At 68.8% G+C, this 13,330-nt stretch carries 11 protein-coding genes; all 11 read left to right on the top strand.

All coding sequences use genetic code 11. The features are described 5' to 3' along the window. Positions 1 to 24: 24 nt before the first annotated feature. The gene (locus D7V80_RS25255) at positions 25 to 1,419 is read left to right on the top strand and encodes a TldD/PmbA family protein (RefSeq protein ID WP_120590601.1); all 1,395 of its coding nucleotides are present in this window, start codon (positions 25 to 27) and stop codon (positions 1,417 to 1,419) included. Positions 1,420 to 1,427: 8 nt separating this feature from the next. Next, on the top strand, positions 1,428 to 2,774 hold the full coding sequence (locus tag D7V80_RS25250; RefSeq protein WP_120590600.1) for a TldD/PmbA family protein: 1,347 nt from the start codon (positions 1,428 to 1,430) through the stop codon (positions 2,772 to 2,774). 63 nt (positions 2,775 to 2,837) lie between these two features. Then, on the top strand, positions 2,838 to 3,848 hold the full coding sequence (locus tag D7V80_RS25245; RefSeq protein WP_120590599.1) for a ParB N-terminal domain-containing protein: 1,011 nt from the start codon (positions 2,838 to 2,840) through the stop codon (positions 3,846 to 3,848). Positions 3,849 to 3,893: 45 nt separating this feature from the next. Next, complete coding sequence (locus D7V80_RS25240; RefSeq protein WP_120590598.1) at positions 3,894 to 5,300, top strand: sigma-54 dependent transcriptional regulator; 1,407 nt, start codon at positions 3,894 to 3,896, stop codon at positions 5,298 to 5,300. 200 nt (positions 5,301 to 5,500) lie between these two features. Further along, entirely contained in the window at positions 5,501 to 6,415 is a 915-nt protein-coding gene (gspC, locus tag D7V80_RS25235) for a type II secretion system protein GspC (protein WP_199738847.1), read from the top strand. A 28-nt stretch (positions 6,416 to 6,443) separates the two neighbouring features. Continuing rightward, on the top strand, positions 6,444 to 9,050 hold the full coding sequence (gene gspD / locus D7V80_RS25230) for a type II secretion system secretin GspD (RefSeq protein WP_120590596.1): 2,607 nt from the start codon (positions 6,444 to 6,446) through the stop codon (positions 9,048 to 9,050). A gap of 5 nt (positions 9,051 to 9,055) precedes the next feature. After that, complete coding sequence (gene gspE / locus D7V80_RS25225) at positions 9,056 to 10,882, top strand: type II secretion system ATPase GspE (RefSeq protein WP_120590595.1); 1,827 nt, start codon at positions 9,056 to 9,058, stop codon at positions 10,880 to 10,882. A 7-nt stretch (positions 10,883 to 10,889) separates the two neighbouring features. Then, positions 10,890 to 12,146, top strand: a complete 1,257-nt coding sequence (gene gspF / locus D7V80_RS25220) for a type II secretion system inner membrane protein GspF (RefSeq protein WP_120590594.1) — start codon at positions 10,890 to 10,892, stop codon at positions 12,144 to 12,146. A 17-nt stretch (positions 12,147 to 12,163) separates the two neighbouring features. Beyond that, complete coding sequence (locus tag D7V80_RS42320; protein WP_014398368.1) at positions 12,164 to 12,307, top strand: hypothetical protein; 144 nt, start codon at positions 12,164 to 12,166, stop codon at positions 12,305 to 12,307. Positions 12,308 to 12,384: 77 nt separating this feature from the next. Next, positions 12,385 to 12,804: a type II secretion system major pseudopilin GspG gene (gene gspG, locus D7V80_RS25215; RefSeq protein WP_014398369.1), complete on the top strand. Its 420-nt coding sequence runs from the start codon at positions 12,385 to 12,387 to the stop codon at positions 12,802 to 12,804. A gap of 57 nt (positions 12,805 to 12,861) precedes the next feature. Continuing rightward, positions 12,862 to 13,329 (top strand): type II secretion system protein GspG, encoded by a 468-nt coding sequence (locus D7V80_RS25210; protein WP_199738846.1) that lies wholly within the window; start codon positions 12,862 to 12,864, stop codon positions 13,327 to 13,329. The last annotated feature ends 1 nt before the right edge of the window (position 13,330 follow it).

Genomic DNA, 13,330 nt, shown 5'->3' with positions numbered 1-13,330 from the left:
AGACAGGCGGCCGCCTCCCCGCTCCTGCCCCCCGGTCTCCTGGAACGTCTGCTGGCGGAAGCCATGGGCCGGGGCGCGGACTTCGCGGAGGTGTACGTGGAGCGCACGTCCACCACCGCCGTGGTGCTGGAGGAGCAGCGCATCCGCAGCGCGCAGGTGGGCCTGGTGCAGGGCGTGGGCGTGCGCGTGATTGCTGGGGCCAAGGTGGGCTACGCCTACTCCGACGACTGGGACGAGGCCGCGCTCCTGCGCGCCGCGCGCACCGCCGCGATGATTGCCCAGGGCACCGGCTCCGAGCGCGCCTGGCCCGTCAAGCGCGTGCCGGTGCCCAGCCATTACCGGGTCGGTCAGCCGCTGGAGGACGTGGCGGTGGCGCGCAAGACAGCGCTCCTCACCCGCGCGGACAAGGCATCCCGCGCCTTCGACTCGCGCATCCAGCAGGTGAACGCGTCCTACGTGGATCAGACGCGGAGGATCGCCGTGGCCAACACCACCGGCCGCTTCAGCGAGGACGTTCAGGACCAGTCCCGCATGAGCGTGCACGTGGTGGCGCTGGGAAAGAACGGCGAGCGGCGCACCGGCATGTACGGCAGCGGCGGCCGGGTGTCCTTCAGCTACTGGGACGGCGTGACGCCGGAGTCCGTGGCGGAGGAGGCCGCGCGCCAGGCCATCGCCACGCTGGGCGCGGTGGACTGCGTGGCCGGCCCGCAGACGGTGGTGCTGGCGCCGGGCTGGAGCGGCATCCTCCTGCATGAGGCGGTGGGCCACGGCCTGGAGGCGGACTTCATCCGCAAGGGCACGTCGCTGTTCGCGGGCAAGCTGGGGGAGAAGGTGGCCTCGGAGCTGGTGACGGTCATCGACGACGGAACGGTGTCCAGCGCGCGCGGCTCCATCAACATCGACGACGAGGGCGTGCCCGGCGAGCGCAAGGTCCTCATCGAGAACGGCGTGCTCAAGGGCTACCTCTATGATCAGCTCAACGCGAAGCTGATGAACCAGCGCTCCACGGGCTCGGGCCGGCGGGAGTCGTTCAAGAGCCTGCCCCTGCCGCGCATGACGAACACCTTCCTGGCGCCCGGAGACCACGCGCCGGAGGACATCCTCAAGGAGGTGAAGCGCGGGCTGTACTGCGCCACCTTCGGCGGTGGCCAGGTGGACATCAGCAACGGCAACTTCGTCTTCGAGGTCAGCGAGGCCTACCAGATTGAGGACGGGAAGCTGGGCCGCCCGGTGAAGAACGCCATCCTGATTGGCGTGGGGCCGGAGGCGCTGAAGAACATCAGCCGCGTGGGCTGCGACCCGATGCCGGACCCCGGCATGGGCATCTGCGTGAAGGACGGGCAGATGCTGCCCGTGGGGGTGGGCCTGCCCACCGTGCGCATCGACAACGTGACCGTGGGCGGAACGAAGGTCGGCTGAGGACAACCGTGAACTACGAACAGCTCGCGAAGAAGGTCGTCCAGCGCGCCGTGAAGAAGGGCGCGAAGCAGGCGGAAGCCTACCTGGAGGTGGGCCGCCAGAGCAGCGTGCGCGTCCGCGAAGGGCAGATCGAGGACCTCACGGAGGCCACCAGCAAGGGCCTGGGCATCCGGGTCATCGTGAAGGACCGGCTGGGCTTCGCGTACACATCCGACTTCACGCCCGCGGGCCTGGAGCGCGTGGTGGACCTGGCCGTGCAACTGGCGGAGGCCGCCGCGCCCAACAAGCTCAACGGCCTGCCCGGCGCGAAGGACCTGGGCAAGCGCGGAGACACCGGCATCCTCTTCGACCCCAAGGTCGCGAACCTGCCCGGAGACTGGAAGATCAACGCCGCGCTGGAGGCGGAGCGCGCGGGCCGGGCGCAGGACACGCGCGTCGTCACCTTCGACTCCGTGTCCGCGGGCGACTTCGTGGCGGAGGTGTACCTGGCGTCCAGCGAGGGCGCGTCCGGCGGCTACTCCGGCACGTACGTGTACCTGGTCGCGGTGCCGGTCGCGTCCCAGGACGGGCAGCTCCAGACGGGCTACTGGCTGGACTACAAGCGCTTCCTGGACGACCTGGAGTCCCCTGAGTCCATCGGCCGCGAGGCCACGAAGCGCGCCGTGCGCATGCTGGGCGCGAAGCCGGTGAAGACGCAGCAGGTGCCCGTGGTGTTCGACCCGCTGGTGGCCGCGAGCTTCGTGGGCAACCTGTCCCAGGCCGCCAACGGCAACGCCGTGTACCAGCAGTCCAGCGTGCTCGCGCCCCACCTGGGCAAGCGGCTCGCGGGCAAGCACGTCACGCTGGTGGATGACGGCCTCCTCCCCCGGGGCCTGGCCACCGCGCCGTTCGATGGCGAGGGCGTCCCCACGCGCCGCACGCCCATCCTCGACGAGGGCGTGCTGTCCGGCTTCCTCTACGACGCCTTCACCGCGCGCAAGGCGAAGGCGCGCACCACGGGCAACGCGTCGCGCGGCTACAGCGCGCTGCCGGGCATTGGCACCACCAACCTCTACCTGGAGAAGGGCACGAAGACGCCGGAGGAGCTGATCCGCGAGGTGCCCCAGGGCCTCTACGTCACCGCCCTCCTGGGCCACGGCGCGGATCCGGTGTCCGGGGACATGTCCTGCGGGGCCAACGGCCTTTGGATTGAGAACGGTGAGCTGACCCACCCGGTGCAGGAGGTGACGGTCGCGGGCCACCTCCTCCAGATGTTGAAGGACGTGGACGCGGTGGGCAGCGACCTCCAGTTCCGGGGCGGCAGCGTGGGCGCGCCCACTGTCCGCTTCCGACAGCTCACCGTCTCCGGCGCGTAGCCAGCGCCACGCGGTCGCCTACGCTCGCGGACCTCATTTCCACCGGCACGAGGTGAAGTCCGCATGGCCGCGAAGTCCGCCCGCAAGTCCGCCCCCGCGAAGTCGAAGTCGGCCACGCCGCGCAAGCCGCGCCGCAAGAAGGCCGAACCGAAGTCGCGGGGGCTGAGCGCGGCCGAAGTCGCGAGCGAGTCCGTGGCCTTCCCCGACGCCCTCCTCCAGGCGGTGCGCGAGGACGGAGGCCAGGTGCTGTCCGTCTACCGCGACCCGCTGGGCGGACACCCCGTCGTCTTCGCCGTGCTCCCCATCGACAAGGTGGAGCCCACGCCCTACCAGCGCGACCTGTCCGAGCCCCACGTCAAGCGGCTCGCCACCGCCATGGAGCGCCTGGACCGCTTCCTGGACCCCGTCATCGCGGTGCGCATGGAGGGCCGCTACTGGACGCCCAACGGCAACCACCGCCTCAACGCCAGCAAGCTGCTGGGCGCGAAGTCCATCGTCACGCTGCTCCTGCCGGACGAGGACGTGGCCTATCAAATCCTCGCCCTCAACACGGAGAAGGCCCATAACCTGAAGGAGCGCTCGCTGGAGGTCATCCGCATGGCGCGGGGCCTGGTCGGCGCGAACCGCCCGGGCAAGGAGTCCGCCTTCGCCCACCTCTTCGAGGAGCCCTCCTTCCTCACGATGGGCGCCGCCTACGAGAAGCGCCCCCGCTTCTCCGCGGGCGCCTACCACCCCTTCGTCAAGGTGGTGGACGGCTTCCAGGACGTACCCTTGCCCCAGGCCCTGGCCGTGCGCGACGCCCAGGCGGACCAGCTGCTGGAGCTGGATGACGCGGTGGTCGCCGTCGTCAACGCCCTCAAGGAGCGCGGCCTCCAGAGCCCCTACCTCAAGAACTTCGTCGTCGCCCGGCTCAACTTCCTGCGCTTCCGCAAGGACGGCCCGCCTCCCACCTTCGACTCCACCGTCAGCCGCATGCTGGCCAGCGCCCGGCGCTTCAACGTGGACAAGGTGAAACGCGAGGACATTGGCCGCATGGGCGGGGGCCCCATGGAACCCGACGAAGAGCAGGCCTGACGGGAATGGGGATTGCAGGGCCGTGTTGAGAGGCCCCGCACTCCCATGACATCTCCCACGGTCCTGGTCGTCGACGACGACCGCGCCAACCTCGAATCGGTCGCCCGCATCTTCCAGCGGGAAGGCTTCGCCACGTTGTCCGCCGCGCAGGGCACGGAGGCGCTGGAGCTGCTCCGGCGCCCCGAGGTCAGCGTCATGGTCACCGACCTGATGATGCCCGGCATGGACGGCCAGGAGCTGCTCAAGGCCAGCCGCGCCATCCGCCCGGACGTGGAGGTGGTGCTGATGACCGCCTACGGCACGGTGGAGACGGCCGTGGCCGCCATGAAGGACGGCGCCTACGACTTCATCACCAAGCCCCTCAAGCGCCACGCCCTGGTGAAGGCCGTGCAGAAGGCGCTGGAGAAGCAGGCGCTCGTCCAGGAGAACACCTCCCTCAAGGCGAAGCTCGCGGAGATCAACCCCGCGGGCGGGCGCGCCATGGTGGGCCAGTCCCCCGCCTTCCGCGCCATGCTGGACACCATCCGCCAGGCGGCGCCCTCCACCGCCACGGTGCTCCTGCTGGGCGAATCCGGCACCGGCAAGGAGCTGGCCGCACGCGCGCTGCATGAGCACTCCGCCCGGGCGAAGCAGTCCTTCATCGCCGTCAACTGCGGCGCCATCCCGGAGAGCATCCTGGAGGCGGAGCTCTTCGGCGTGGAGCGCGGCGCGTACACCGGCGCCGTCACCCGCCGCGAGGGCCGCTTCGAGCGCGCCAACGGCGGCACCCTCTTCCTGGATGAAGTGGGCGAGATGCCCCTCTCCGCGCAGGTGAAGCTCCTGCGCGTGCTCCAGGAGGGAGAGCTGGAGCGGCTGGGCGGCACGCAGACGGTGAAGGTGGACGTGCGGCTGGTCGCCGCCACCAACAAGGACCTGCAGAAGGAGGTCGCCGAAGGGCGCTTCCGCGAGGACCTCTACTACCGCCTGCACGTGGTGGAGATCCGCGTGCCCGCGCTCGCGTCGCGCCGCGAGGACATCCCGCTGTTGGCGGAGGCGTTCCTGCGCCGCTTCTCCGCGAAGAACGGCAAGGTGCTGCGCGGCTTCTCCCCGGACGCCCTGGGCGTGCTGGAGAACTACGCGTGGCCGGGCAACGTGCGCGAGCTGGAGCACGCCGTGGAGCGCGCCGTGGTGCTGGCCCGCACGGACGTGCTGGAGGCCAGCGACCTGCCGGAGTCCGTGCGCAAGGGGCCCCTGGGCTCCGCCGGACAGCTGGTCATCCCCATCGGGACGCCCATGGAGGAGATTGAAAGGCGCGTCATCCACGAGACCCTGCGCCACACCCGCGGGGACAAGACGCTCGCCGCCCGCTTGCTGGGCATCGCCGCGCGCACCATCTACCGCAAGCTCGAGCGGGAGCAGGGCGGGCCCGACACGCCGCCAGCCCCCCCCTCCCCCCCCACCAGCGCGGACTGACAGGCCGTCACACCGGCCCCCGCCTGCTTTTGACAATTTGTCCCGACGTCCTGTCCCGGCCGCTCCCCTGGCCGGGGCCCCGTCCTATTCCGAAATAATTTCAAGGACTTGGCCGTAAGTCGTGGGTTTGACGCCCGCCCAGCGATGGCACCTGCCTTGCTCAAGGTCCCATCTGGGGCTGGCTTTCTCCCGGAAGCGTGATGGAACTCTTCTTTCGCAAGTACTTCTGGAGCGTGAACCTGTTGTTCATCCTGCTCGTCGCCCTGCTGGCGGCGCGCACGGTGAACCTGTTCGTCGAATCCTCCATCTCCCCCGCGCCCGCGTCCGAGGCTCCCGCCCGCGTCGCGCAGCGCACCCACGCCGCGGACAGCGGCCTCGCCACCATCGACGCGGAGCGCCTGTCGCGGCTCACCGGCGTGAAGCTGCCGGAGCCGGAGGTCGCGGTGAAGGAGCCGCCCACGTCGCCGGAGTTCGACGCCAACGCCCCGCCGGCCAAGAGCGGCCTGCGCGTGAAGCTGCTGGGCACGCTCGTCGCGGCCAACCCGGACTGGTCCTTCGCGTCCATCCAGGACATGAACACGCAGCGTTCGCAGACCTACATGGTCGGCAACAACCTGATGGGCGCCACCGTCATGGAGATTGAACGCGAGCGCGTGATCATCAACAACAACGGCCGCCGCGAGTTCATCGACGGGCAGCCCGGTGACGGCGCCGTCGCCGCCTACACCCCTCCCCCCGCGGCGCCCACCGCCACGCCGACGAACAGCCTGGGCAACGGCATCAAGTCCACGGGTGAGAACGAGTACGAAGTCCCCAAGGCCGAAATCGACAAGACGTTGAGCAACCTCAACGACGTGGCGATGCAGGCGCGCATCGTGCCGGCCTTCAAGGACGGCCAGGCGGTGGGCTTCAAGCTGTTCTCCATCCGCCCGGACAGCATCTATTCGAAGATCGGCGTCCAGAACGGTGACGTCATCCGCCGCATCAACGGCTTCGACATGAACAGCCCCGAGAAGGCGCTGGAGATCTACTCGAAGCTGAAGGACTCCAGCCGCATCGAGATCGAGATCGAGCGCAACGGCGCGCCGATCCGCAAATCCTACAACGTCCGTTAAACACCCCCGTCAAAGCGCCCGCTCCTCCATGAAGACGACGCTCCCGTCCTGGATGCTCTGCCTGTGCCTCGCGCTCTCCGTTCCCGCGTGGGCCCAGCGCCGTCCTACACAGCCCGGTACCCCGGCCCCCGCTCGCGAGGCCCAGGGTGAACGTGACCGGACCATCACCCCGCAGAACGGCAGCGCGGCGCCCGCCGAGAACCAGGGCCCCCGCCAGACGCCCACGTGCGAGCAGGCCCGGCGCAACGCGCGCTACGGCATCTACTTCGACAAGGTGGACATCGAGAAGCTCGTCCAGACCGTGTCGGACGCCACGTGCCGCACGTTCATCCTCCCGGAGAACGTGCGCGGGAAGATCTCCATCATCGGCCCGGAGAACGGCCGCGTGGAGGTGGACGCGGACTCGTTCTACTCCGCGTTCCTCGCCGCGCTCGACGCGAACGGGCTCGCCGTCTACCCGTACGGCCGCTTCCTGAAGATCGTCGACAAGCGCTCGGCGAAGCAGAACCCCATCCCGACCATCGTGGACGAGGACACCCCGTACACGACGAACGAGCAGATGGTCACCAAGCTGTTCAAGATCAAGTACGTGGAGGTGGAGCCGCTGCGCGGCGTCCTCCAGCAGCTCGTGTCCAAGGACGGCGACACCATCCCGTACCCGCCGGACACCATCATCATCAACGACGTGGGCTCCAACATCCACCGCCTGGAGCGCCTCATCAACCAGCTGGACAGCCGCTCCTCCAGCGACGAGATGCGCATCATCCAGGTGCAGTACGCCACCGCGCAGGACGTGGCCAACACCATCCAGAAGCTCTTTGAAGCCAAGGCCGGCGCGGGCGGCCGCCCGGGCCAGCGCCCCGGCAACTTCACGCAGGGCACGCCGGGCCAGCCGCCTCCGGGCTCGGAGGGCGTGGCCGCCGGCGCGGAGACGGGCGGCGCCGTCACGCTGTCGCAGATCATCCCGGACGAGCGCACCAACAAGCTCATCATCGTGGCCAGCCCCGCCGCCTTCGGCCGCATCCAGGACCTGGTGCGCGAGGTGGACATCCCGTCCGGCAGCGGCAACAAGATCAACGTCTACCCACTGGAGAACGCGAACTCGGAGGAGCTGGCCAGCACGCTCCAGTCGCTCGCGCAGGGCACCGCCAACCGCCCCCAGCGTGGCCCCATCCCGCAGCAGCCGCAGGGCCTGCCGCGCGCGCCCGCCCAGGCCGCGGAGCTGTTCAGCGGCGAGGTGAAGATCTCCGCGGACAAGGGCACCAACTCGCTGGTCATCGTCGCCAGCCAGGGCGACTACAAGAACATCGTCCAGATCATCCAGCAGCTGGATCAGCCGCGCCGCCAGGTGTTCGTGGAGGCGGTGATCATGGAAGTGAACCTGGACCGCAACAGCGAGTTCGGCATCAACTTCCACCAGGGCTTCAGCCTCAAGACGGATGACGGCGCCATCCCCGGCATCCTGGGCACCAACTACTCCGGCGGCTCCATCCCGCCGTCCTTCTCGCTGGCGAACCTGGCCAGCATGGGCGGCTTCCTCGCCGGCATCCAGGGCCCCGTCCTGCCGGAGCTCAAGAACCTGGGCATCGACATCCCGGCCTTCGGCGTGGTGCTCAACGCCATGCAGCAGTCGTCCGACGTGAACGTGCTGTCCACGCCGCACCTGCTCACCAGCGACAACGAGGAGGCCGAAATCACGGTGGGCCAGAACGTGCCCTTCCAGTCCGGCTTCACCCCGTCCGCGCTGGGCGCGTCGCTCGGCGGCGCTGGCGCTGGCGCTGGCGCGGTCAATCCGTCGCTGCTGGGCTCGCTGGGCGGCCTGGGGTCGCTGTACGCGCCCATCACCCGCCAGAACGTGGAGCTCAAGCTCACCGTCAAGCCGCAGATCAACGAGAGCGACTACATCCGCTTGGTCATCACCGAGCAGACGGAGGAGATCGCCTCCACGGACCCCGTCCTCGGCCCCACCACGTCCAAGCGCAGCGCGAAGACGACGGTCATCGCCAAGGACATGGAGACGGTGGTGATTGGCGGCATCATGCAGGACCGCACGCTGGAGTCCGTCTCCAAGGTGCCGGTGCTGGGTGACATCCCCCTGCTGGGCCACCTGTTCCGCGACACCACGCGCCGCAAGACCAAGACGAACCTGCTGCTCTTCCTCACGCCCTACATCATCCGCGGCCAGGAGGACTTCCGTCGCATCTTCGAGCGCAAGATGAAGGAGCGGCAGCAGTTCGTGGAGCAGTTCTACGGCCAGGTCCCCGGCTACGACGTCGCGGTGGACTTCAGCCGCAAGCCCGGCCCCCTGTCGCGCATGAACCAGTCCGTCATCAAGGAAGAGCAGCGGGTGGAGAACGGCGGCAGTGGCACGCCCAACGAGCGCGTCATCCGCCCGAACGGCTCCCCGGCCCCTGGTGGCGCCCCCTCCCCGTCCCCCGCGCGGCCGGGCAGGGAAGCGCCTGCTCCGCAGGAAGGTGCCGCGCCCTCCCCCGAGGGCGACCAGGCACCGCGAAATTTCGAGGCGCCTCCGGAGGGTTCGGAGAGATCAGTCCCCGCGCCACAGCCCGAGGTGATCGCGCCCAGCCCGGACGCGGACGCCGAGCGGCTGCGCATCCAGCCGGGAGACGGGGAGTAACAGCCATGGACCTGACCGCCGACACCACCACCTCTCAAGGCTCCACCGCGACGCCCGACGTGTCCGGCGGCCGCAACGACGCCACCCAGGTCGTGGGCCACGGGCTCGCGTACCTCTGTGGCCGGCCCATCGGGGAGATCCTCCGCGCGCTCGTGCCCGCCCTCACCCCGGAGAAGATCCAGGAGGCGCTCGCCGCCCAGCAGGAGAAGGGCGGACGCCTGGGTGAAGTCCTGGTGGGCATGAAGGCCGTCAGCGAGGAGGACGTCGCTCGCGCCCTGGGCCACCAGCTGGACCTGCCCTACCTCCAGCGCATCTTCGCGGAGGAGGTGGACGCGGACCTGGTCAAGCGCATCCCCATCAACTTCGCCCGCCAGACGCAGCTGCTCCCGCTCTCCATGGAGGGCGACGAGGTGGTGCTCGCGGTGGCGGATCCGCTGGACACCACCGCGCTGGATCACGCGCGCCTGCTGCTGGGTCAGGGCATCCAGCCGCGCATCGCGCTCGCCTCCACCATCGTGGACGCCATCAACAGCGTGTACGACCGCTCCGTCAACGAGGCCGAAGCGCTCGTGGACGAGATGGAGACCACGGAGGACCTGGACTCGCTGGCCCATGAGCTGGAGGAGCCCAAGGACCTGCTGGACGCGGATGATGAAGCGCCCGTCATCCGGCTGGTGAACTCCGTGCTCTTCCGCGCCGCCAAGGAGCGCGCGAGCGATATCCACATCGAGCCCATGGAGCGCGAGCTCCTGGTGCGCTTCCGCATCGACGGTGTGCTCCAGGAGGTCATCAAGCCTCCCAAGCGCTACCAGAACTCCATCATCGCGCGCGTGAAGGTGATGGGGCAGCTCAACATCGCGGAGAAGCGCCTGCCGCAGGACGGCCGCATCCGCATCAAACTCGCGGGCCGCGACATCGACATCCGTCTGTCCACCACGCCCACGTCCTTCGGCGAGCGCATCGTCATGCGTCTGCTCGACAAGACGGCGACGCTGCTGGACCTGGCGGAGATCGGCATGAGCCCGCAGGTGCTGGGCAACATGGAGTCCGTCATCAAGCGCTCGCACGGCATCGTCCTGGTGACGGGCCCCACGGGCTCCGGCAAGACGACGACGCTCTACGGCGCGCTCTCGAAAATCAACACGCCGGACCTCAACATCCTCACCGTCGAGGACCCGGTCGAGTACCAGCTCAAGGGCATTGGCCAGATGGCCATCGCCCCGAAGATCGGCCTGACGTTCGCGCAGGGCCTGCGCTCCTTCCTCCGCCAGGACCCCGACGTCATCATGGTCGGTGAGATCCGCGACAAGGAGACGGCGGAGATCGCCATCCAGGCGTCCCTCACGGGCCACCTGGTGCTCTCCACGGTGCACACCAACGACGCGGCCGGCGCCGTGACGCGACTCGTGGACATGGGCGTGCAGCCCTTCCTCGTGGCGTCGTCGCTGACGGGCATCCTCGCCCAGCGCCTGGTGCGCCGGGTGTGCCCGGACTGCCGGCAGGCCTACACGCCCACGGACGCGGAGCTGAAGGAGCTGGGCTTCACGCTCGCCAGCTTCAAGGCGAAGTTCAACACGGACCGCATCTACCGCGCGACGGGCTGCCCGTCCTGCAACCGCAACGGCTACCGCGGCCGCTCCGGCATCTACGAGTTCCTCTTCGTGGACGACGACGTGCGCCAGCTGGTGCTCAAGAACGTGGACGCGTCCACCATCAAGAAGTCCGCCCTGGCCAAGGGCATGACGACGCTGCTGGATGACGGCGTGCGGAAGATCGCCCTGGGCGAGACGACCATCGCCGAAGTGCTGAGCATCACGCAGGAGGACATCTAGGTCCGCCATGCCCGTCTTCGAATACAGAGGCCTTGATTCCCAGGGCAGGCAGAAGAAGGGCCTGCTGGAGGCGGACTCGCCCAAGACGCTGCGCTCCAAGCTGCGTCAGGACGGCATCTTCCTCACGGACGTGCTGGGCCAGGCGGAGGGCAGCCGCGCGGGCGTCTCCAAGGGCACCAACGCGAGCCTGCTCGCGCGCGACGTGGACCTGCGCAAGCTGGGCCGCGGCCGCGTGTCCACGGAGGACGTCGCCATCCTCACCCGGCAGCTGGCCACGCTCTTGGGCGCGGGCGTCACCATCGTGGACTCGCTCAACGCTCTGGTGGACCAGGCGGAGAAGGAGCGCCTCAAGCGCGCCCTGTCCGACATCAAGCAGCGCGTGAACGAGGGCTCGTCCCTGGCGGACGCCTTCTCCCAGCACCCGAAGATCTTCCCCAGCATCTACGTGAACATGGTGCGCGCGGGCGAAGCCTCCGGCGCGCTGGACCAGGTGCTCCTGCGCCTGGCGGACTTCACGGAGAACCAGGCCAAGCTGCAGCAGAAGATCATCGGCACGATGATCTACCCCATCATCATGCTGGCGGTGGGCGGCGGCATCCTGGTGCTGTTGATGGTGTTCGTCGTCCCGAAGGTGACGAAGATCTTCGAGACCATGCGCGCCACGCTGCCGCTCAACACGCGCATCCTCATTGGCGCCTCCAACCTCATGCAGGCGTGGTGGTTCATCATCATCCCGGCCTTCATCGCCGGCGTGATGCTGTTCCTGCGTTGGATCAAGAGCCCCAAGGGCAAGCCCAAGTGGGACCGCTTCACGCTCAAGGCCCCCATCTTCGGCAGCCTCGTGCGCCTGCTCGCCATCTCCCGCTTCGCGCGCACGCTGGCCACGCTGCTCAAGAGCGGCGTGCCCATGCTGGCCGCGCTGGACATCGTCAAGGCGGTGATGACGAACTCGGTGCTCGCGGACGCGGTGGAGAACGCCCGCGAATCCATCCGCGAGGGCGAAAGCATCGCCAACCCGCTCAAGCGCTCCGGCCAGTTCCCGCCGCTCGTGTACCACATGGTCGCCATTGGTGAGAAATCAGGGCAGCTGGAGGACATGCTCCTGTCGGTGGCGGACTCCTATGAGACGCAGGTGAACGTGCGCATCGGCGCGCTCACCAGCCTCCTGGAGCCCATGCTCATCGTGGTGATGGGCGTGATGATTGCATTCGTCGCGCTCTCCATCCTGATGCCGATTCTGCAGGTGAACACGGCCATCCATTAGGTGGAGGGAGCCTCGCGATGAACGACACGCTCGACCGGTGGATCCAGCGCGCCACGCTGACGGGGCTCCTGGCCCTGGCCGCCACGCTGGCGACGGTGGGGGCCACCCTCTACGCCCACCGCGACCCGCCCGCCTCCACGAGCGCGGGCACGCCTCCCTGAAGCAGCGCCCCCCTGACATCCCGACACACCCATGGCGCGGTGGCTTGCCAGAAAGTCACCCGAAAGCTGGTGAAGACATGACGACGACGAACGCGAAGAAGCAGCAGCGCCGCAAGAACCGCGGCATGACCCTCATCGAGATCATGGTGGTCATCACCATCCTCGGGCTCATCGCGGCGGCGGTGGGCGTGGCCGTCATCCCGAAGCTGGAAGAGGCCAAGCAGGACACCGCGAAGCTGGACATCCGCAACATCCAGAGCGCGATGAAGCTCTACTACACGAAGAAGGGCTCCTACCCGGACACCGCGACGGGCCTCAAGGCGCTGGTGGACACCAACAACCTGGAGCGCATGCCGCTGGACCCCTGGGGCCGCGAGTACGTGTACATGAACGAGGGCGGCAAGCCCGTCATCACCAGCTACGGCGCCGACGGCAACCCGGGCGGCGAGGGCTCCGACGCCGACATCTCCTCCAAGGACCAGAACGCCCGGCAGTAACGGGCGTTTCCTGAAGCAAAGCCGCGCCTCCCGCGTGTTGTCGTAGGAATGCCCGTGATGACTCCCGAGCACACTTCCTCCCCGACGTCCGCGCGCGAGGCGCGAGCCATTTCCAGCGACCAGGCCCGCGCCCGCTCGCAGCGCACGGGCCGCCTGCTGCTGCTGGGCGTCTTCGCTGTCGCCACCCTGCTCGCGTTCGCGCTGGTGTGGGTCACCGAGGACAACACCCTCACGCCGACGCAGCGCCAGGCGCGCGAGCAGATCCGCCGCCTGGAGGGCTTCTTCAAGGCCTACCACCGGCTGATGGGCTCCTTCCCCACGCAGGAGGAAGGCTTCGCGCCGCTCATCGCCTCCAAGGTGCTGGACGGCACGCCGCTCGACCCGTGGGGCCACCCCTACGTCTACCGCATGGAGGGCAAGTCGGGCGCCGTGCTGTCGCTGGGCTCCGACGGCAAGCCCGGCGGCACCGGTGACGCCGCGGACCTCTTCAGCGGCGGCATCGTGGCACAGGAGGTGCAGCCTTGAA

Origin of the sequence: Corallococcus sp. CA054B, assembly GCF_003611625.1 — a bacterium.
Lineage (GTDB): Bacteria > Myxococcota > Myxococcia > Myxococcales > Myxococcaceae > Corallococcus > Corallococcus coralloides.
The sequence above is the reverse complement of the archived record's forward strand: the minus strand, read 5'-3'. Positions and strand labels throughout refer to the sequence as shown.

Excerpts from the sequence above, each read along its gene's own strand:
- gspE (WP_120590595.1), top strand. The coding sequence starts at position 9,056 with ATGGACCTGACCGCCGACACCACCACCTCTCAAGGCTCCACCGCGACG.
- D7V80_RS25210 (WP_199738846.1), top strand. The coding sequence starts at position 12,862 with ATGACTCCCGAGCACACTTCCTCCCCGACGTCCGCGCGCGAGGCGCGA.
- D7V80_RS25245 (WP_120590599.1), top strand. The coding sequence starts at position 2,838 with ATGGCCGCGAAGTCCGCCCGCAAGTCCGCCCCCGCGAAGTCGAAGTCG.
- D7V80_RS42320 (WP_014398368.1), top strand. The coding sequence starts at position 12,164 with ATGAACGACACGCTCGACCGGTGGATCCAGCGCGCCACGCTGACGGGG.
- D7V80_RS25240 (WP_120590598.1), top strand. The coding sequence starts at position 3,894 with ATGACATCTCCCACGGTCCTGGTCGTCGACGACGACCGCGCCAACCTC.
- gspD (WP_120590596.1), top strand. The coding sequence starts at position 6,444 with ATGAAGACGACGCTCCCGTCCTGGATGCTCTGCCTGTGCCTCGCGCTC.
- gspF (WP_120590594.1), top strand. The coding sequence starts at position 10,890 with ATGCCCGTCTTCGAATACAGAGGCCTTGATTCCCAGGGCAGGCAGAAG.
- gspG (WP_014398369.1), top strand. The coding sequence starts at position 12,385 with ATGACGACGACGAACGCGAAGAAGCAGCAGCGCCGCAAGAACCGCGGC.
- gspC (WP_199738847.1), top strand. The coding sequence starts at position 5,501 with ATGGAACTCTTCTTTCGCAAGTACTTCTGGAGCGTGAACCTGTTGTTC.